Genomic DNA, 20,170 nt, shown 5'->3' with positions numbered 1-20,170 from the left:
CGCGAGAGGCCATGACCACGCGCAGAAGTCAATCTGCCGAAACCCGCCGTTGTCGCCGACCCGCATGGTCGCGCCCGACCATGAGACCAGCCATTCGTTGCTAATTTTCGGCGGTTTAACCTATGTCCGGTTTCGATGGCGCGATCAGCGGCCGTAAACGTCCGGTATTGAGGCGGTTCGTGTCTAACCTTTGAACTGCAGATCAGCCGATCCTTTCTGCATTTTCGCCAGCCTACGCTGACCACAACTACCTGTTGCCATCGCCCATTTTAATGCCTCTTTGATCCGCCTCGCGAGCGCAGCCGAATATCGGCTCGCTCGAAGAGAAGAGGCAATTCATGAGCGTCATTCCGATCCGGTCCGAAGCATCGTCGCGCGGCGCGCGGATGTTGCGCACCGCGCTTGGACCGGAGATCGCAGGCTGGCTTGAAGACGCCTCGGTTATCGAGGTCATGCTCAATCCCGATGGTCGGCTGTGGATCGACCGGCTGGGAGCCGGGATCGCCGATACGGGGTGCGGGATATCCGCAGCCGATGGCGAGCGGATCATCCGGCTGGTCGCACACCATGTGGGGGCCGAGGTCCATGCCGGCGCACCTAGAGTCTCGGCGGAGCTGCCGGAAGGTGGCGAGCGGTTCGAGGGGCTTCTCCCGCCGGTCGTGGCCGCGCCGAGCTTCGCGATCCGCAAGCCTGCCGTCGCGGTGTTCACACTTGCCGATTATGTGGCCGCCGGGATCATGGCGGACTGGCAGGCCGAGGAACTGGTCCGCGCTGTGGCAGCGCGCAAGAACATCCTCGTCGCCGGCGGCACCTCAACCGGCAAGACCACGCTCACCAATGCTCTGCTGGCCGAGGTCGCGACGACATCGGACCGGGTCGTGCTGATCGAAGACACCCGCGAGCTGCAATGCGCCGCGCCAAACCTTGTGTCGCTCAGGACAAAAGACGGGGTGGCGACGCTGTCCGACCTAGTTCGTTCGGCCCTGCGGCTGCGGCCTGACCGCATCCCCATTGGCGAGGTGCGCGGGGCAGAAGCGCTCGATCTCCTCAAGGCATGGGGAACAGGTCATCCCGGCGGGGTGGGCACGATCCATGCCGGTACGGCGCTCGGCGTCCTGCGGCGGATGGAACAACTGATCCAGGAATCGGTGGTGACCGTCCCGCGAGCTTTGATCGCCGAGACCATCGACGTGATCGCCGTGCTGGTGCGCGAAGGCACCGGTCGACGGCTGTCCGAACTCGCCGAAGTCCGCGGGCTCGATCGCCACGGTGACTACCAGATCATTCCCATTGCCCCTCAACCCCAAGGAGACCTTTGATGATCCAAACCGTTGTTCGCAGCTGTTCCCGCGTTTCGGCCGCCCTGCTTGGCGGCATGGTTGCCCTGGCCATCTCGAGCCCAGCCTATGCGGCAGGCTCGTCGATGCCCTGGGAAGCGCCGCTTCAGTCGATCCTGGAATCGATCCAGGGTCCGGTCGCCAAGATCATGGCGGTGATCATCATCATCGCGACCGGCCTGACGTTAGCCTTCGGCGACACTTCCGGCGGCTTTCGCCGGCTGATCCAAATCGTGTTCGGCCTGTCGATCGCATTTGCTGCCTCGTCTTTCTTCCTGTCGTTCTTCTCGTTCGGCGGCGGGGTGCTGGTCTGATGGACCTCGGCCCGCCCGAGGCCGTGCCGGGCTACGTGGTCCCGGTACACCGCGCGCTGACCGAGCATATCCTGCTCGGCGGCGCGCCGCGTGGGCTTGCGATCGCCAATGCGACGCTTGCCGGGGCAGTCGGTCTCGGCCTCAGGCTGTGGCTCGCCGGGATCGTATTCTTCGCGCTCGGCCACGTGGTCGCGGTCTGGGCCGCTCGGCGCGATCCCCAATTCGTCGATGTCGCCCGGCGGCATCTGCGCTTTCCCAACTACATGAGGGTTTGAGCCGATGCTCTCGCTTCGCGAATACCGGAACAAGGTCGACCGGCTTGCCGACTTCCTCCCTTGGGCGGCCCTAGTTGCGCCGGGAGTGGTGCTCAACAAGGATGGGAGCTTCCAGCGCTCGGCACGTTTCCGCGGTCCGGATCTGGATAGCGCCACGCCTTCCGAGCTGATCGCTACGACTGCCCGGCTCAACAGCGCGCTGCGTCGTCTCGGCTCTGGCTGGGCGATCTTCGTCGAGGCGGTCCGCCGCCCGGCGCAGGACTACCCGGACAGCAATTTCCCTGATCCGGCATCGGCACTGGTCGAGCGCGAACGCGCGGCCCAGTTCGCCGAGGAAGGCGCGCATTTTGAGAGCGGCTATTTCCTCACGCTGATGTGGATGCCGCCGGTCGAAGACGCCGCCCGCGCCGAGCGCTGGCTCTACGAGGGCAAGGCCGAGAAGGGGATCAATCCCAAGGAACTGCTTGATCTCTTCATCGACCGCACCGACCGGCTGCTGCGTCTGATCGAAGGCTTCGTCCCCGAAGCACGGTGGCTCGATGACAGCGAAACGCTGACCTACCTCCACAACTGCATCTCGACGCGGAACCACCGCGTCCGCGTTCCCGAGACCCCGATGCATCTCGACGCGCTACTGGCCGACGAACCCCTGACCGGTGGGCTCGAACCGATGCTCGGCCGAGCTCACCTGCGCACGCTGACCGTCATCGGTTTCCCGAGCGCGACCTTCCCCGGCCTGCTCGATGAGCTCAACCGGCTCGCCTTCGCCTATCGCTGGTCGACCCGCGCCGTGATGCTCGACAAGACCGACGCAACTAAGCTGCTCGGAAAGATCCGTCGGCAATGGTTCGCCAAGCGCAAATCAGTCGCTGCAATCCTCAAGGAGGTGATGACCAACGAGGCCTCGACGCTGCTCGACAGCGATGCCTCGAACAAGGCTGCCGATGCCGACGCCGCGCTGCAAGAGCTTGGCGCCGATCATGTCGGCCAAGCCTATGTGACGGCGACCGTGACGGTGTGGGACGAAGACCCCGCGCTCGCCGCCGAGAAGCTGCGCCTCGTCGAGAAGGTGATCCAAGGCCGCGACTTCACGGTGATCGTGGAGGGCATGAACGGAGTAGAAGCCTGGCTCGGTTCACTGCCGGGACACGTTTACGCCAACGTCCGCCAACCCCCGATTTCGACGCTCAACCTTGCCCACATGATTCCGCTGTCGGCGGTGTGGGCCGGGCCGGAACGGGACGATCACTTCAACGCCGCCCCATTGTTCTATGCACGGACCGAAGGTTCGACCCCGTTCCGGTTCTCGCTCCATGTCGGCGATGTCGGCCATACGGTGATCGTCGGGCCGACCGGCGCGGGCAAATCGGTCCTGCTCGCACTGATGGCGCTGCAGTTCCGCCGCTACGAGCGCGCCCAAGTCTTCGCGTTCGATTTCGGCGGTTCGATCCGTGCTGCCGCGCTCGCCTGTGGCGGCGACTGGCAAGATCTCGGAACCAGTCTGGCCGATGACGGTCTTGGCGCAGTGATGTTGCAGCCGCTCGCGCGGATCAACGAGCCTGCCGAGCGCAACTGGGCAGCGGAATGGCTCCAGGCGATCCTCGCTTCCGAAGGCGTCACGGTTGATCCGGTGACGAAGGAGCATCTCTGGTCCGCGCTGACTTCGCTCAGCACGGCACCGATCGTCGAGCGCACCCTGACCGGGCTCGCGGTGCTGCTCCAAAGCCAGGCACTGAAGCAGGCTCTTGCACCCTATTGCATCGGCGGTCCGTTCGGTCGGCTGCTCGATGCCGAAGCCGAGCATCTGGGCGAAGCGAGCTTCCAGGCCTTTGAGACGGAGGGACTGACCGGTTCCGCAGCCGCACCAGCAGTGCTTTCCTACCTTTTCCACCGCATCGAAGGGCGGCTCGACGGATCGCCGACGATGATCATCATCGACGAGGGCTGGCTGGTGCTCGATCAATCCGCCTTCGCCGCGCAGCTGCGTGAGTGGCTGAAGACGTTGCGCAAGAAGAACGCCAGCGTGGTCTTCGCAACCCAGAGCCTCGCGGATATCGAGACCAGCGCGATTGCCCCTGCGATCATCGAGAGCTGTCCGACCCGCATTTTCCTGCCCAACGAGCGAGCGGTCGAGCCCCAGATCCTGTCGATCTATCGCCGGTTCGGCCTCAACGATCGCCAGATCGAGATCGTCGCGCGCGCCTCACCCAAGCGTGATTATTACTGCCAGTCGGCACGCGGCAACCGCCTGTTCGAATTGGGTCTCGGCGAAGTCGCGCTCGCGTTCACCGCGACCTCGTCGAAGACCGACCAGCTGGCGATCGGTGAACTGACCGATGCGCATGGCAACTCCGGCTTTGCTGCGGCCTGGCTGCGCCATCGCGGCCTTGCCTGGGCCGCTGACATGCTCCCTGCCGACATGCTTCCCCAACCAATCCCCCCTGTCCGCAGCCACGCTGCGGGCCAACCCAAGGAGTAGTCCCCATGAAATCTTCTTTTCGCCGGGCGTTGGTCGCCGGTGCCGCGATCCTGTCGCTGACCGCAACAGCGCTGGTCTCGGCGCCCGCCTATGCCCAGTTCGGCGGGATCGTCTACGATCCCTCGAACTATGCGCAGAACGTGCTCACTGCGGCGCGCACGCTCGAGCAGATCAACAATCAGATCCGGCAGCTGCGGAACCAAGCGACCTCGCTGATCAACGAGGCGCGCAATCTTGCGAGCTTGCCGACCAGCGTGCTCGCCCCACTCCAGCAGCAGATCCAGCAGACCCAGCAGCTTCTCGGCCAGGCGCAGCGGATGGCGTACAATGTCCAGCAGATCCAGAGCGAGTTCTCGCGCCAGTACAAGGCGATGGACCTGACCGCGCCGCAGGCCGCGATGGTGCAGGGCGCGGAGAGCCGCTGGCAGAACAGCGTCGCGGCGTTTGAGGACGCGCTCAAAGTCCAGGCCGGCGCCGTCGCCAACATCGAGGGCACGCGGAGCGCGGTGACCGATCTCGTCACCGCGAGCCAGTCGGCGACCGGCGCGCTGCAGGCCGCTCAGGCCGGCAACCAGCTGCTCGCGGTACAGTCGCAGCAACTCGCTGACCTCATCGCGAGCGTCACCTCGCTCGGCCGGGCGCAGACGCTTGATGCCGCCAGCAGCGCGGCGGCCAAAGCGCAGGCCCGCGAACAGCTGCGCCGCTTTCTCGCTCCCGGCCGCGGCTATGTCGCGACCACGGTCCAGATGTTCCGGAACTGACACATGGACACCAAGCTCTTCGCGCGGATCGGGGCCGGGGCCTTCGTGGCCGTGGCGCTGACCATGACCGCGCTCCAGCTGCGCGAAGAGCGCAAGGTCCCGCTGCCCGAAGTGGTCACGGTCGCCGAACCCGAAGGCGATCCGCTTGCTGCGACGCTGCGGGATTGCGGGGCGCGGGGCGAGCAGGCGCTGGAATCGCCGGTCTGCCGGGCGGCATGGGCCGAGAAGCGGCGGCGGTTTCTCGGCACCGCAGGCAAGCCCGGTGGCGCAGTAGCTGCAACGGAAAAGGCATCCGAAGCGCCGGAGCCTGCCGAGCCATTCTCCTTCGAGTCCCAGCCCGCAAAGGATCACTGACATGGGTGGCACCGGCGTCGTCGACCGCTTCCTCGACATCTTCTCGCGCTACATCGACAGCGGCTTCGGGCTGCTTCACGGCGAGGTCGCGTTCATCGCGACGACGCTGATCGTGATCGATGTGACGCTGGCCGCATTGTTCTGGACGTGGGGCGAGGGCGACGATGTCATCGCCCGCCTGGTCAAGAAGACGCTGTTCGTCGGTGTGTTCGCTTACATCATCGGCAACTGGAACAACCTCGCCCGCATCGTCTTCGAGAGCTTCGCCGGGCTTGGCCTCAAGGCCAGCGGGACGGGCTTTTCGACTGCCGAACTGTTGCAACCTGGCCGTGTCGCGCAGGTAGGGCTCGATGCCGCGCACCCCCTCCTCGATTCCATTTCGGACCTGATGGGCTTCGTCAGCTTCTTCGAGAACTTCCTGCAGATCGTCATCTTGCTGGTCGCCTGGGCGGTGGTGATCATCGCGTTCTTCATCCTCTCGATCCAGCTGTTCATCACCCTCATTGAGTTCAAGCTGACCACGCTGTGCGGGTTCGTGCTCATCCCGTTCGGCCTGTTCGGCAAGACTGCGTTCATGGCCGAACGCGTGCTCGGCAATGTCGTCTCGTCGGGCATCAAGGTGCTGGTGCTGGCGGTTATCGTCGGCATCGGCTCAACCATCTTCTCCGAGTTTACCAGCGCGATTTCGGGCGAACCGACCATCGAGGATGCGCTATCGATCATGCTCGCAAGCCTCGCACTACTTGGCCTCGGCATCTTCGGCCCCGGCATTGCCAACGGGATCGTCTCGGGCGGACCGCAGCTCGGCGCAGGTGCTGCTGCCGGCACCGCGCTCCTCGCGGGCGGTGCCGCCGCAGGCGCGGTAGCCGGTGCCCGCATGGCAGGCGGCGCAGTCGCCAGTGCCGCTTCCAACGTCGCGCATGGCACCTCTCGTGCCGCTGGCGGCGCGACCATGGCCTATGCACTCGGCTCTGCCGGAAAATCCGGCGCGTCCGCAGTCGGCTCGGGAATGGCGGCGGTGGGCGACGCCGCAGTCGGCGCCGCGACCTCGCCGCTGCGCAAGGCTGGCGACAGCATGAAGCAGTCTTTCCGCGACGGCAGCCGCACGGCCGTCACCAACACGGGCGGCACGATTGCGCCTGGCCCCAACACACCGGCCCCGCCGCCTGCCGAACCCGACCAGGGCCAACCGGCCTGGGCCAAGGCGATGAAGGACCGCCAGACCATCACCCACAGCGCCACGCTCGCCGCCCACACATTGAAGGCCGGCGACAGCCATGGCGGCGGTGCCTCCATCGATACTTCGGAAAAGGACTGACGCATGTTTCGACGCCCAACGATCCGCTACGGCAAAACCCCTGAACCCGAAACGCCCTACCAGCGCGCTGCGCAGGTATGGGATGACCGGATCGGCTCGGCCCGCGTCCAGGCACGCAGTTGGCGGCTCGCGTTCTTCGGCGCGCTTGGTCTGTCGACCTGCCTGACCGGCGGGATCATCTGGCAAGGCGCGCGCGGCAGCATCGTTCCCTGGGTCGTGCAGGTCGACAAGCTGGGTGAAGCACAGGCCGTCGCCCCGGCAGATGCGGCCTATGCGCCGAGTGACCCGCAGGTCGCGTTCCACCTCGCGCGGTTCATCGAGCAGGTCCGTTCGATCCCCGAGGATCCGATCATCGTGCGTCAAAACTGGCTGCGCGCCTACGATTTCGCCACTGACAAGGGTGCGCTCGCGCTCAACGACTATGCCCGCACCAACGACCCGTTCGCCCTGATCGGCAAGGAACAGGTCGGGGTCGATGTCACCAGCGTCATCCGTGCTTCGCCGACCAGCTTTCGCGTCGCCTGGGTCGAACGTCGATACCGTGACGGAAGTCTGGCCGAGACGAGCCGCTGGACGGCGATTCTGACCACGGTCGTCCTGCCGCCGCGAACTCCCGATGCCCTGCGCAAGAACCCGCTCGGCATTTTCGTCAACGCCATCAACTGGTCGAAGGAACTCGGATCATGATCAGCACCCAATATCGCGCCCGGCGCGCTTTCACCCTTGCGATGCTCGTCAGCAGCGCTGCCCTCTCCTCAGTTACGTGGGCCAAGGACCAGCCCGCATCGCCTGTGCTCCCCAACGAGGTCGCACAGACGACCCCCTCCGCAGGGACCATTGTGGCCATCCCGGTGCCACTGCCGCTCCCCGGCCAACTCCAATCTCTTCCGCGGCGCCTCCCTCCCCACGCCGCGGGCCGCTCCCGCCCTCCGCAAAGTCGCCCCACTTTGCAGGACCGGGTGGGAGCGGCGATGGAGGCAGCGCGCATCCAGCCCGAGCGCACCGGGTTCGTCAACGCGATCCAGGTGTTTCCCTACACCGAAGGGGCGCTCTATCAGATCTACGCCAAGCCCGGCCAGGTGACCGACATCGCGCTGCAGGAAGGCGAGCAACTCGTCGGCTCAGGTCCAGTTGCCGCTGGCGACACGGTGCGCTGGATGATCGGCGACACCGTCAGCGGAATCGGTTCGGCAGCGCGGGTGCATATCCTGGTCAAGCCGATCCGCCCCGACATCGCGACCAACATCGTGATCAACACCGACCGGCGCACCTATCATCTCGAGCTCAGGGCCAATCCGTCGGTCTACATGGCCTCGATCTCGTGGACCTATCCGCAGGACCAGCTGATCGCGCTCCGTCAGGCGCACGCCGAAGCGGAACGGACCGTGCCGATTGCGGCGGGCATGGACCTTGCCGCGCTCAACTTCCGCTATGGGATCGAAGGCGACAAGCCCGATTGGCGTCCCTTGCGTGCGTTCGACGACGGCGTCCGGGTCTACATCGAGTTTCCGGAAAGCGTAGCGCAAGGCGAGCTGCCGCCGCTGTTCGTGATCGGTGCCAAGGGCGAAGCCGAACTGGTCAACTACCGGGTCGCGGGCCGCTACATGATCGTCGACCGGCTGTTTGGCGCGGCCGAGCTGCGGCTAGGCGGACGCAAGGGGCAGGACAAAGTGCGGATCGTCGTCCAGCGCAGGGGGCGGGCATGACCGATACGGACATTGAAATTGGCACCGATGAGCGCTTCGGAGCGCCACTGGCAGATCCCGCGAGCGCCTTGAAGCTGCGCGGCGATGCGCCGCGGGTCATGCGTTTGTCGCGCAAGGCCATCGGGATCGCCTCAGCCAGCGGCATTGCTTTCATCGGCGGCGCGCTGATCTATGCACTGCAGCCGCAGACCCACAAGGGGGGTGACGAGCTCTACAACACTGGCAGTACGGCAGTTGCTGATACCCTGGCCGGTGCTCCCAAGGACTATGGACAGGTGCCCAAGCTTGGACCAGCGCTCCCCGGAGATCTCGGTAAACCGATCCTCGACGCGCAGCGGCGCGGCGATGTAGCGGCGCTACCTCCAGTTGGAACGCCGACAGTAAATCCTGCCGCCAATGCAGCCGAAGCCGCGCGCCAGCGCGCCTTGCAGGAGCGCGAAGCGGTGCGGGGGAGCCGACTGTTCTTTGGCGGATCAGCGGGCACTGCTGGAACTGGCAGAGCTGCGATGCCGACTATGGCCGACGGTGCAGCGGCTCCGACTGCGGCGCAATATGGTTCCAAGACCGATACTGATCGGCAGCGGGCATTCCTCGACCGCGCCAGCGATCGGCGCACAGTGTCGAGCGAACGGCTGTCCGGCCTCGCCTCACCGAATGTCGTACAGGCCGGATCGATCATCCCGGCCGCACTCATCACAGGCATCCGCTCCGATTTGCCCGGTCTCGTCACCGCGCAGGTCACCCAGAATGTTTACGACAGCCCGACCGGGCGCATACTGCTGATCCCGCAGGGGTCACGTCTCATTGGCGAATATGATGCCGATGTCGCCTATGGACAGAGCCGGGTGCTGCTCGCCTGGAACCGGCTGATCCTCCCTGATGGCCGCTCGATCGTACTTGAACGACAGCCCGCGGCCGATCCACGCGGGTTCGCCGGACTGCAGGACGGCACTGACTACCACTGGGGCGGCGTGTTCAAGGCAGCGCTGGTCTCAACCTTGCTGGACGCGGGCTCGGAAGCTGGTGCCGGCAATGACAGCGACCTTACTCGCGCGATCCGGCGCGGAACGCAGGACAGTGTCGCCCGCGCGGGCGAACAGGTCGTAAGCCGCGAGCTCAATATCAAGCCGACCATAACCATCCGCCCCGGATTTCCGGTGCGGGTGCTGGTGACGCGCGATTTGGTGCTTGGAGCGGAATGATGACGAGACTGTCTGATTTGACTGACGAAAAGCCTCTACGCATTACCGTAGAGTTGCCGGCTCGGCTGCACCGCGAACTGCTGGCCTATGCTGTGGCAATGAATGATGGCGAGGCGAACGGCGCTCCACCGCCCGAACGACTGATCCCGCCGATGATCGAGCGTTTTATCGCGACCGACCGAAGCTACTCGAAACGGCGGCACGCGGCTCAGCCAGGATAGCGTTCCTCAATCAGTTTGACGAAACGCTTCAATGCCGGATTTTGGTTGTCGTCGCGCCAATACAAGGCAAATTCGAGACGGGTCGGTCCGTTCGCATCGTAAATCTCACGAAAATGCAAGTCTTGCCAGGGAACCCCTTGTGACGCTTCTGTTGCAATTGAGATGAAGCGCTTTGCGGCGATCATGCTGAACACACTTTCCTGTGTCGTGTCCTGGTAGATCACTGCAGGCCTGAACCCTTGTTCGGTAAGGCGCGCGGAGATGAGGTTGCCTAAGATCGGACCGAGGCCGTTGCTGGAAACCACAAACACTTCGCGGCGCAAATCCTGCCAGTAGATGCGTTCCTTTTCGAGAACGGCGCTGTCTTCGAGCAATGCCACAAACAGACGCTCGGACCAGAGCTGCTTCGATGTGAGCCCCGGTTCACTCAGGCCGATCGGCGCAACGGCGATGTCCATTGTTTGCGATTGCAGGCGATGGATAATTTTTTCAGGACTTCCTTCGATCCCATCGAACTGAACTTCCGAGAATTTGGTCAAATATTCCGTAAAAGCCAGCTTAAGATTGCCCGACATCAGCGACGAGCAATAGCCGACTGCGAGCCGCCCTTGTAGTCCGTAACTAACATTGCGCGCGGTAGTCTGGAGATTTTCGACGTCGGTGACGATTCTGCGGGCTTGCTCAATAAAGGGCTTCCCATTCTCGGTAACTTCGGCACCGCGCGTGGTTCGTTCGAATAGTTTAATGCCAAGCCGTATCTCCATATCCCTGACCTTCCTGCTCAGGGTGGACTGCTTCATGTTCAACCTTGCAGCCGCTCGGGCGAAGCTCTGGCTATCAGCGGTCATGATCGCATACTGGAGTTGTCGGATGTCAATCGGCATAAGGCTTTCACATGCTATGTGTGCGATGCGAGTGCGCGTCGTTTTAAGATTTTAAACAAGTTCCAAGTAATAATCGGCATCATTGGCAACGAAAGCTGGCGAGTATTCGACCGGAGCCGAATCTTCTCTGGGGATTAACTCATTGAATTTGAAGTGACACATCACTTTTCGTCACTCCAATCTGAAATTGAGTAGTTCTAAGATGGAAATGTAGTAGTATCTGAGGTGCGGTCCATTAAATTCACACAATCCTGCAACAACATCCTGCGACGAACCTGCCGGTTTCAATTCAGACATCGCAAAAGGCTAACCTCTGCCTTCAAACCGAATAGGCGCACCGGTTAATTCCGCAAGCAGCTTACTACCGATGCCGGGTGCGGTCTCAATAACAAGAAAATGGTCACCCTTGGGGTCGAGAACGGCGAGGTCAGTATAAATCCGATCGACAATGGCTGCCGCAGTTGCAGGAAGCGAAAGCGCCGTCAGCAATTTGTGTTGGCCCTTCCGCGTCACGTGGCTGGTGATAACGCGCACGCTTCGGGCACCTATCGCGAGGTCCATCGCGCCTCCGACTGCGGGAATACCATCTTTGCCGGTCGACCAGTTCGCAAGGTCACCGGCCATGGAGACTTCGAAGGCTCCCATAATGCAGATGTCGATATGACGGCCGCGGATCATCGCGAAGCTGTCGGCGTGATGGAAGAAGCTGCCGCCATCCAGAAGGGTTACAGGCTTCTTGCCGGCATTGATGAGCTCACCGTCCTCTGCACCGGAGACCGGCTTCGGCCCCATTCCGAGAATTCCGTTTTCGCTGTGAAGAACAATCTCACGTCCGTTAGGCAAAAAATCGGCCACCCGCTCAGGCTGGCCAATGCCGAGGTTGACGTGGGCACCGTTAGGAATGTCACGAGCAGCTTTCGATGCGATTTGTTCGACAGTCCAGCCGTTCATGCTGCAATCTCCGGGGGCTCAGTGAGATAGTCACTCTCATTGATGGGGCTTTCCACCAACACAATCCGATCAACAAAGATACCCGGTGTGACGACGGACTCCGGATTGATTGTACCTAAAGCGACAAGGCTCCGGACTTGTGCAATTGTTCGTGCGGCAGCGGTCGCCATGACCGGCCCAAAATTGCGCGCCGCCTTCCGATAGACAAGATTTCCCCAGCGGTCAGCCTTCTCAGCCTTGATGATGGCGAGGTCGGCACGGATGGCAGTTTCGAGTACGTGTAGTTGGCCGCCAAACTCCCGCACTTCCTTGCCTTCGCTAATTTCAGACGCTGCGGCGGTAGGGGTAAAGAAGGCGGGAATACCGGCACCGCCAGCGCGAATACGCTCTGCGAGCGTACCCTGTGGCACCACTTCGAGTTCCACCTTACCAGCGCGGTAGAGCTCCGTAAAAACGAAGGCGTGCGAACTGCGCGGATAGGAGCAGATCATCTTCGCGACCTGGCCTGCCTTGAGCAAGGCAGCGAGGCCAATGTGACCATTGCCAGCGTTGTTGTTGACCACCACGAGGTCGCGAGCACCCTGCTCGATTAACGCGTGGATCAGCTCGGTAGGACTGCCCGCCTCACCAAAACCTCCAATTAGGATTGTCGAGCCATCGGCAACGGCACCGACAGCCTCAAGGGCCGTAGTCATCCTCTTATCGATCATCCGAAGATCCAGTTCGTCTAGAGTTTGGGGTGCGTCTCGGCCTACAGTGAAGGCAAGCGTCTTTCAGATCGCCCTGCTCCGTTAAGAGAACCGGTTTTCCGCGCTGTGCTCTAAATCGAGCAAAGCGGTTACAAGTTTGTTCGTCAGATCACAGCTGGACTTCCGTGGCCTCGCTTGATGAAACTCTGAGCCTCTCGACATTCGCTTCATGCTGTTGCCGCGTGTGGCGGTAGAAACGGATGGAGAAGACGGCCAAGAGGTAGAAACCCGCGTTTCCGACAATCCAAACGGAGCCCAGTCGATCGATCACGTGCGGATCAAAGTTTGTTCCGTGCGCATTGAACCCGATCAATTGCAGGAGGACACCCGCAATAAGAACGCCGAGAGCCGAGCTAAGCTTGAGGACGAGTGTCTGAGCCGCAAAGATCGTGCCTTCTTCGCGACGTCCGCGCTGCAATTCCCGGTGTTCCACGGCGTCTGCGAGCATCGAGCTAATTGAGCTGGTCACTACAAGATAGGTGAGCATGTCGAAGAAGAGGAATAAGCTCAGGATCAGCAGGCGGCTCTGACTATCAGCAGGCATCAGGCCGCATTTTCCCATAAGCACCGGGATGGAAATGCTCAGGGTAAGACCAAATATCGCCAATCCGGCCAGCTTCCGCTTTTCGCCAACTCTTGTGAGCTTGGGAGCCAAGATAACGGCAACAACCAACCCGATACCCCATGGCAAAGCCGTCAAAGAAAGCTCAAGGCTATCGAGCTGCCAGAAATAGGCATACTGATAAGGAAAGAGCGCCGCGTAAATTGAAAATCCAGTAGAGATTGTAGCGCTGGCGACCAGGAGCGGAACCAGTATTGGTTCGCGAAACGTGCCGAAGACGCTCGACAAGAGGTCCGAAAAGCTCAGTCCCACATCCTGGGACGGTTTGGGTAGTTGAGGAATCAGGCGATGAAGCCCAACGGCACAAACCAACATCGTCGCGCAAACCGCTGTTGCCGCAGCCAGACCCATGTCGCCGTATCCAGCAGGATTAAGCAGGCCATCGGGATATTCAGGGCTGGACCTAAGCCAGTAGCCATAGAGTAAGGCTGAAAAGACAGTGATGAATAGCCAGCTGACGCAGGTCCGATATGTCGAAAGCTTGGTTCGCTCATCATAGTCGCTGGTCAATTCCGCCGTCAGAGCCGTGCTAGGGACGTCAAAGAGCGCGAGTGTCAGTCGCAACGGTATTATTGTTGCAAGGAGATACAGAATTAGCCCGGTCGATGAGAGGCTCGACGGTGGATTCCAAACAGCCCAGCCTAGGAAAGTGACCGGAATTATAGCAGCGTAGAGGAAGGGGTGTCGTCGCCCCAACCGCGTCTTTGTATTGTCAGAGACATAACCGACAAACGGATCCCAGATCGCATCAAAAAGCAGTGCCAGCGCGAGAGTTGCCCCGACCAAGGCCGACGGCGCCCCCAAGGCATTGCTGTAAAACAGGAGGATGAAACCGGATGTGAGCGTGACAACGATCGCTGACGGCGCGCCACCTGCTGCGAAGAACAAGCGATGAGATGGCCCTATCTTGATGGCTTTGTCACATTGGGTGGCTTTAATCATTTTACGACCCGGCGAATGAGCGCGTCCGCCACTCCGCCTGACGACGCGGGGTTCTGTCCGGTAATAAATACAGGCCCTTCGACGACGTATTCGCCCCAAAGGTGAGGCGCCTTTTCGTACAGCGCGCCGACGGCGCGGATTCTGCCCTCGGGCACGACCGCGACTTCCTCGACAAGATTGGCCGCGACCTCCTCGTCGAGGCTGAACCCCGTCATCGGATGACCGGCTGCGACCAAATCTCCATTCGCTGAACGCAATGTCGTGAGGCCCACAACGCCATGGCAAACAGCTGCAACCCCGGCTCCGGCGGCGAGCATGGCGTGAAGGATCCGATTGAGATCGGCATTGTTGTCGAAATCGGCAGCGGCGGCCGCCCCGCCCACGAGATAGATGCCACCATAAGCCGAGGGATCGATATCCTTGAGCGGAATCGTGTTCGCAAGTTGCGCTCGCACTTCGGGGCTTTCCAGGAGGGCGCGGCCGTCGTCGGTGAGAAAAGGGCCGCTTGCATAGGCCGGATCGTGCGTCACTGGTCCCCCGGCAGGCGAAGCGATGTCGACCTTCAGGCCCGCGCGAAGGAATTTTGCATAAGGTGCGGCAAGCTCCTCCAGCGTGTAGCCAGTTGCTTTGCCGGATGGCAAAGTTGGTTGGGACGCAACCACTGCGAGAATCTTGCCCGTCATTTTCCTATCCCTTGATGATTTGCTGAGGTTGTAGAGCGGCCGGCAGATCATCCTCTGCCGGCCGCCGCCAGTCAGAATTCGAAGTTTAGCGTGGCGCCGTAGGTTCGCGGATCACCGTGCGTGATCACAGACAGGCCGTAGTAGGGCTGAGGCGCAGGGCTGGAATAGGATTTTTGATCCGTAATGTTCTTGACCCAGCCGGTCAGGGCCCAGCGACCATTGCCGAACTCATAGCTAACCGAGGCGTCTCCCTTCCAGCGAGGATCTTGCTGGAGAAACTTCCATATAGGATCGGTCGGAATGATGTCGCGCAAATACCGCCGGCCAAAATAGGTCCAACTCGTGTTGAACACTAGACGATGGTCGCCACCGAAATCAAAAGCCTTCATGACCCCGATATTGGCCTGACTGTAAGGACGATCGTAATCCACGTCGTAAACAAGGCCGTCTGGACCGACACCTTGATACCCATATACGTGACGCTGTACGAACGAGTACCCCAGCCGAACATTGAAGTCGCGTGAAGGCCGATAATTGATGTTGATTTCCCCGCCGGTGTAATTTGCCTTACCCGCATTAAACAGTGTCAGAACATTGTTAGTATAGGATTGGCTCTGCAAGTCAGAGAAATCGGATCGGAATATGGACAAATCGATGGCGAGTTTACTGTCCAGCCAGACGGTTTTTGCGCCGACCTCGTAGGACCACACATATTCCGGGCGCACTGAAACGGCCGCATCCTGAGAAAAAGCGCCCTGATTGAACCCGCCGCCCCGGTAGCCCCGTGCGACCTTAGCGTAGAAGTTCAGTTCGCTGCTTGGCTTATATTGGAGCGTGATGTCGCCAGTCGGTTCCTTCGACGAAATCCTCTGGCTCAAGGTTGCGAGCGGGATTAGCGGATCCTGGCTGCTGTCTACGTCCTCGGGCGACGCAAGATTGATCAGATACATGACATTGTCGATGTTTCCGGAAATCTTCTCGGACGTATAACGACCGCCAGCGATCACGGACAGGTCGTCTGTCAGATGAAACGTGACGGATCCGTAGATGCCGTAGTTGCGCTTCGATTGATTGAAGCGGATGCCATAGCCGTAGAGGCCCGAACCGATCAGCGGATCCTGCGCAAGGGTATAGAATTGTTGATCGAGCGTCGAACGACCATTAAAATAGGTCGCGCCTACGATCCAACTAAAATGATCGCTTTTAGGCGATGTCAACCGCAGCTCTAGATTCTGTTGCTCGGCAGATTTTTTATTGTGAAAAGTTTCAATGTCCAGTGGCGTTGCATCGTCGTCGAAGCGTGATTCACCATCCGACTTGTCGTGTGAGGCGATAAGCTTCAGTCCAGCAAAACCCAAATCGAGATTGGCCTCAAGCGACGCGCCGTGAGAGTTAAGGTCGTTGACGGGATCCGTGACATTGATCGATAGCGTGTCGTAGGAATCCGAATATTGGTAGCCGTAGATATTGGTATTGCCGGGCAGGAGGCCTGTGCCGAAATAGGGAGTTGCTCCGTCGCCGGAAAGTTCGCGTGCGCGGAAGCGCAGCAGCAAGTCGAAAGTGTCGCTGGGAGTCCAGAGGAGCTGCGCGCGAACTGCGCTGTCCGAGTATCCCGCGATTTTCTTGTTGTTGAAACTATTCGTGATCCAGCCATCACGCGACTGGTGAACGAACGAAAGGCGGGCCGAAAGCTTGTCATCGACTAACGGGCCACTGATCGCGCCGTCGATATCGAATTCATTGAATGCACCATAAGTGATGCTCGCAGCGCCCTCGAAGTCTTTCGTCGGCTTCTTCGTAATCACGTTAACGGCGCCGCCTGTTGAATTCTGCCCCCAAAGCGTTCCTTGAGGGCCGAACAGGACCTCGACGCGCTCCACATCGAAGAACGGTTCGGATCCGAATGAAGGCGAATCCGTGAACACCTCATTCTGGTAGATGGCAACCGCCGACGAAGTGCCTTCGTTTCCGTTGTAAGTGGTCACCCCGCGCACGAAATATTGATTCTGATCTCGCCCGAATGCCGTGCCGGCCGAAAAGGAAGGTATCGAGCGCAACTGCTCGATATTCAGAACTCGCTCAGTTTCCAGGCGCTCCCCACCTACCGCGGCCAAGGCCGCCGGCACGTCCTGGAGGGTCGTTTCTCGCTTGGTTGCTGTCACAACAATTTCACCGGGCTGCGCTTCTTGCGCCTGTGCCGAGGCGATGCCGCCCCATAGGCTGGCAATGGCTGTCGTTGCAGCAAGACATGCACGCGTTGCGCGAACGCGCTGGTGCGAAACTTGATTCTTTTGCATTCCCTCTCTCCCCATATGCGCGTTTTGGCGCCTTCTTGGTCAACAGTTCTTAGTGATTTGTTCGGCGCGGGCGCCGGTGCAGGTCTGCGGCCCGCATCGAACTGCTAGCCAGGCTTTGGCCCCCATTCTTCGCGCGAACTCGCTCGGCGACCGCCGCGGCGGCTGCCAAGCAGACAGCCCCCCTGCCTCTCTCATACTGGCTTCGATTGAATTGCAGCGTCGCCTCCCGAAGCCCGCTGTTTTGCGGATATCTGCACAATATATGATGTTTTCCTCAGATTTCTAGTCTAATAATTAGCTTCAGAAAGGAGGTAGGATTCCCGTGCGGAATCGATTGAGGGGTCCGCATAAACATCTGATATGAAGCTATTTTTGGAATGGGATGTGATCAGGGAAGCGCTTCTGCACAAGTTCGTTCGGTCAAAAAGCCGCCCGAGAGAATCACTCCAACCGAGAATCGCAGCTCAGATTTTCACTGACGGGGATTTCCAGACAATCGCGCCGGTTTGGCGTGCCTGCCCCGATTCACAGAGTTCGAAGGGAGACTTATATGTCCGAGATCCAAGTTACTGCTTCAGAATTGCAGCGTGTTTTCGATTTGCAGCGAGCGAACCAATGGAACATCAAGAGTACGTCCGCTGCCCTGCGCCGCGAAAAGCTCGAGCGATTAAAGACCGCCGTCATCGCGCGCGCCCAAGACATCGTCGACGCGGTGAGACGAGACACGCGTAAGCCCGAGGCCGAAGTACAGCATGTGGAAGTCCAGAACCTGATCGCGAACATTCAGCGTAATATCGACAATCTTGAGCGCTGGATGGAGCCGACCGATGTTGCGCCTTCGCTGAATCCTGCAGACCGCGCTCAAATCGTGATGGAAGCCCGCGGAGTTTGCCTGATTCTGGGGCCTTGGAACTTCCCGCTGGGCCTAACCTTCGGGCCTCTGGCAGCCGCAATTGCTGCTGGCAACTGCTGTGTCGTGAAGCTCACCGATCTCTGTCCGGCGACTGCCAAAGTTGCCGGCGAGATCATTCGGGACACATTCGAAGAGAATGAGGTCGCCCTCTTCGAAGGAGATGTGTCCGTCGCAACGGCGCTCCTCGATTTGCCATTCAACCATATCTTCTTCACAGGCAGCACGCGCGTCGGCCGACTCGTGATGGCTGCGGCCGCTCGGCATCTTTCGAGCGTCACTTTGGAACTCGGAGGCAAGTCGCCAGTTATTGTCGATGCCGACGCCAATATCGAATTGGTCGCCCAGCATCTTGCTGCCGCCAAGCAGTTGAACGCTGGTCAAGCTTGCATCTGTCCCGATTATGTCTTCGTGCCAACAGAGAAGATCGGACTTCTCATTGAAAAGTTCGGGGAAGCCGTCGCCTCCAGGACCGACACCGAGAGCAAGCAAATCCCCAAGGAAAACATCGCGCAGATCGTCAACAAGCAAAACTTTGATCGTGTAAAATCTCTGGTCGATGATGCGACCGCAAAGGGCGCGACTATCGCGTATGGCGGAAGCCTGGACGCAACCGATTTCACAATCTATCCGACGATGCTCGTTGGCGTCAGGCCCGATATGACGATTCTCCAGGACGAGATATTTGCGCCGGTTCTGCCGGTTGTGACCTATGATAATCTGGACGATGTCATTCGCCATATCTCTGATCGCGACAAGCCGCTGGCGCTTTACATCTTCAGCGGGAACCAAGCGAACATCGAGAAGATCCTTCAGGGAACCTCATCGGGCGGCGTCACCATAAACGGCTTCTTCTCACACTATCTTGAAAACAACTTACCCTTCGGAGGGGTAAATCAGAGTGGGTTGGGAAGCTACCACGGCGAATTTGGCTTCAAGGCCTTTTCCCATGAACGGGCGATCTACAGCCACCAGTAAATGCACCGGCCGTTTCATGCAATGCTTGCGGGCAAGGCGTGGGACGGCCGCTTACCAGACGCCAAATGTGCATGGAGCGGCCGCCGGATTTCCTTCCAACACAGGCCACTCTATCAGGTTATGGCGTTCTTCCAGCCGTGAATCAGTGCATACGCAGTACGCCACTTAGGCTTCCAATGCGATCCTTGCTGAATACAGGTCTGCGACAGCCGTACCGACGGACTTGAATATCGTAATTTCTTCCGCGCTTCGGCTAATTGCGCCGCGCGCGAGGTCCCTGATGTCACCGCAAATCGACGCCGCAGTGATTGCGCCGGTTGCAATAGGATGGATGATGTCGCCCGCTTCCGACAAGACCGCGGCGCAATCGTCGACGAAGATGCGGCCGCGGGCAAAGGCTTTATCATCCGCTTCCCGCATGTCCGGACGATAACCCCCAGCGCAATCGAGATGCGCTCCTGGTTTCAGCCAATCTCCGAAGATGAGCGGTGCCGTTGCGCTTGTGAGACAACAAATGACATCGGCGTTCCGCGCTGCCTCTTCAAGGTCACCCGCGACCCTAACATCCGAATATTCGATGCGACCGCGAATACGACCGATCGCTGCGTCGGCCTTGACTCGGTACCTTGCCCAAAGTTCGATGCTATCGAACCGACGTACCGTCATCATCGCCTCGGCATAGTAGGCGACCAGGTTACCCGACCCTATGAGGAGTAATCTGCGGGCCGCAGGTGCCGCAAGCCGGTCAGCTGCGAGTGCGGAAATGGCTGCGGTGCGACGGGACGTCAGCTCGGCCGCATCCATGATCGCTATTGGCGTGCCGTTGCTCAGGTCGAACAGTGCGTAGAGGCCTTGAATGACCGGTTCGCCGTCGTATGAATTTTCAGGGACAATCGTTATCAACTTCGCACCCGCGTGACTTTCGTCCGCGACGGGCATGATCAAAAATTCCCGCCCCCGCGACACCACGATCCGCTGTCGCGGCAGTATTGAAACAGGATCCCCATAACTTCGGGCCAGCCCGTCGATCAGCCCCCGAAACGGAAGGCGGCGAGCAATATCCCGGCTATTAGAGCGGTTTCCGTTCATTCCGGTTCATAGCCGCATGATTTGAAGTAGTTGGCGCATTCGTCTGGCTGGAAGATGTCGACGAGCCTGCCGATCAGGTCCCACAACCCGCTGACGGT

General features: G+C 60.4%; 19 protein-coding genes and 1 pseudogene. 12 read left to right on the top strand and 8 right to left on the bottom strand.

The window, feature by feature from the left end; genetic code table 11:
- The first annotated feature begins 338 nt into the window (after positions 1–338).
- From trbB to Q0071_RS05780, 11 genes are read left to right on the top strand one after another with little or no spacing between them, the layout of a single operon-like run.
- A complete protein-coding gene (gene trbB, locus Q0071_RS05830) occupies positions 339–1,319 on the top strand; it encodes a P-type conjugative transfer ATPase TrbB (protein WP_298166281.1) in 981 nt (326 codons plus the stop codon).
- A complete protein-coding gene (locus Q0071_RS05825) occupies positions 1,319–1,651 on the top strand; it encodes a TrbC/VirB2 family protein (protein WP_298166327.1) in 333 nt (110 codons plus the stop codon). Before trbB ends, Q0071_RS05825 begins: the two co-directional genes overlap by 1 nt.
- Complete coding sequence (locus tag Q0071_RS05820; protein ID WP_298166279.1) at positions 1,651–1,926, top strand: VirB3 family type IV secretion system protein; 276 nt, start codon at positions 1,651–1,653, stop codon at positions 1,924–1,926. The genes Q0071_RS05825 and Q0071_RS05820 overlap by 1 nt, the downstream gene beginning before the upstream one ends.
- A 4-nt stretch (positions 1,927–1,930) precedes the next feature.
- On the top strand, positions 1,931–4,405 hold the full coding sequence (gene trbE, locus Q0071_RS05815) for a conjugal transfer protein TrbE (protein WP_298166277.1): 2,475 nt from the start codon (positions 1,931–1,933) through the stop codon (positions 4,403–4,405).
- 5 nt (positions 4,406–4,410) lie between these two features.
- Positions 4,411–5,166 carry a P-type conjugative transfer protein TrbJ gene (gene trbJ, locus Q0071_RS05810; protein ID WP_298166275.1) on the top strand — a complete coding sequence of 252 codons (756 nt, stop codon included), beginning with the start codon at positions 4,411–4,413 and terminating at the stop codon, positions 5,164–5,166.
- A 3-nt stretch (positions 5,167–5,169) separates the two neighbouring features.
- On the top strand, positions 5,170–5,520 hold the full coding sequence (trbK-alt, locus tag Q0071_RS05805) for a putative entry exclusion protein TrbK-alt (RefSeq protein WP_298166273.1): 351 nt from the start codon (positions 5,170–5,172) through the stop codon (positions 5,518–5,520).
- Position 5,521: 1 nt separating this feature from the next.
- Complete coding sequence (trbL, locus tag Q0071_RS05800; RefSeq protein WP_298166271.1) at positions 5,522–6,838, top strand: P-type conjugative transfer protein TrbL; 1,317 nt, start codon at positions 5,522–5,524, stop codon at positions 6,836–6,838.
- 3 nt (positions 6,839–6,841) lie between these two features.
- Entirely contained in the window at positions 6,842–7,525 is a 684-nt protein-coding gene (gene trbF / locus Q0071_RS05795; RefSeq protein WP_298166270.1) for a conjugal transfer protein TrbF, read from the top strand.
- Positions 7,522–8,544 carry a P-type conjugative transfer protein TrbG gene (gene trbG, locus Q0071_RS05790; protein ID WP_298166268.1) on the top strand — a complete coding sequence of 341 codons (1,023 nt, stop codon included), beginning with the start codon at positions 7,522–7,524 and terminating at the stop codon, positions 8,542–8,544. Before trbF ends, trbG begins: the two co-directional genes overlap by 4 nt.
- A complete protein-coding gene (locus Q0071_RS05785) occupies positions 8,541–9,746 on the top strand; it encodes a TrbI/VirB10 family protein (RefSeq protein WP_298166266.1) in 1,206 nt (401 codons plus the stop codon). The genes trbG and Q0071_RS05785 overlap by 4 nt, the downstream gene beginning before the upstream one ends.
- Positions 9,746–9,967 (top strand): DUF2274 domain-containing protein, encoded by a 222-nt coding sequence (locus Q0071_RS05780; protein ID WP_298166265.1) that lies wholly within the window; start codon positions 9,746–9,748, stop codon positions 9,965–9,967. Before Q0071_RS05785 ends, Q0071_RS05780 begins: the two co-directional genes overlap by 1 nt.
- On the opposite strand, the gene Q0071_RS05775 is transcribed toward Q0071_RS05780, so the two are convergent.
- The 6 genes from Q0071_RS05775 to Q0071_RS05750 all read right to left on the bottom strand — a co-directional run bounded on the left by Q0071_RS05775 (position 9,955) and on the right by Q0071_RS05750 (position 17,095).
- Positions 9,955–10,851 (bottom strand): LysR substrate-binding domain-containing protein, encoded by an 897-nt coding sequence (locus Q0071_RS05775; RefSeq protein ID WP_298166263.1) that lies wholly within the window; start codon positions 10,849–10,851, stop codon positions 9,955–9,957. The two genes, Q0071_RS05780 and Q0071_RS05775, sit on opposite strands and share 13 nt — an antisense overlap.
- Positions 10,852–11,157: 306 nt before the next feature.
- Complete coding sequence (locus tag Q0071_RS05770; RefSeq protein ID WP_298166261.1) at positions 11,158–11,802, bottom strand: 3-oxoacid CoA-transferase subunit B; 645 nt, start codon at positions 11,800–11,802, stop codon at positions 11,158–11,160.
- Positions 11,799–12,512: a 3-oxoacid CoA-transferase subunit A gene (locus Q0071_RS05765; protein ID WP_298166259.1), complete on the bottom strand. Its 714-nt coding sequence runs from the start codon at positions 12,510–12,512 to the stop codon at positions 11,799–11,801. The genes Q0071_RS05770 and Q0071_RS05765 overlap by 4 nt, the downstream gene beginning before the upstream one ends.
- Positions 12,513–12,660: 148 nt before the next feature.
- Positions 12,661–14,115, bottom strand: coding sequence for an MFS transporter (locus Q0071_RS05760; RefSeq protein ID WP_298166257.1), 1,455 nt, complete (start codon positions 14,113–14,115; stop codon positions 12,661–12,663).
- Positions 14,112–14,798: a DJ-1/PfpI family protein gene (locus tag Q0071_RS05755; protein ID WP_298166255.1), complete on the bottom strand. Its 687-nt coding sequence runs from the start codon at positions 14,796–14,798 to the stop codon at positions 14,112–14,114. Before Q0071_RS05755 ends, Q0071_RS05760 begins: the two co-directional genes overlap by 4 nt.
- A 71-nt stretch (positions 14,799–14,869) precedes the next feature.
- Positions 14,870–17,095: a TonB-dependent receptor gene (locus tag Q0071_RS05750; protein ID WP_298166253.1), complete on the bottom strand. Its 2,226-nt coding sequence runs from the start codon at positions 17,093–17,095 to the stop codon at positions 14,870–14,872.
- 550 nt (positions 17,096–17,645) lie between these two features.
- Here Q0071_RS05750 and Q0071_RS05745 point away from each other — a divergent pair.
- Positions 17,646–18,983 carry an aldehyde dehydrogenase family protein gene (locus Q0071_RS05745; protein WP_298166251.1) on the top strand — a complete coding sequence of 446 codons (1,338 nt, stop codon included), beginning with the start codon at positions 17,646–17,648 and terminating at the stop codon, positions 18,981–18,983.
- A gap of 165 nt (positions 18,984–19,148) precedes the next feature.
- Here the strand turns inward: Q0071_RS05745 and Q0071_RS05740 are convergent, their stop codons facing one another.
- Together Q0071_RS05740 and Q0071_RS05735 are read right to left on the bottom strand one after the other, a co-directional pair.
- Positions 19,149–20,072, bottom strand: coding sequence for a hypothetical protein (locus Q0071_RS05740; RefSeq protein WP_298166249.1), 924 nt, complete (start codon positions 20,070–20,072; stop codon positions 19,149–19,151).
- Positions 20,069–20,170: pseudogene (locus Q0071_RS05735) on the bottom strand (IS630 family transposase); the annotation flags it as partial. The gene Q0071_RS05740 and the pseudogene Q0071_RS05735, both read right to left, overlap by 4 nt.

Origin of the sequence: Novosphingobium sp., assembly GCF_027486195.1 — a bacterium.
In the GTDB taxonomy this organism is placed as follows: Bacteria; Pseudomonadota; Alphaproteobacteria; order Sphingomonadales; family Sphingomonadaceae; genus Novosphingobium.
This window is presented reverse-complemented; position numbering and strand designations above follow the sequence as displayed.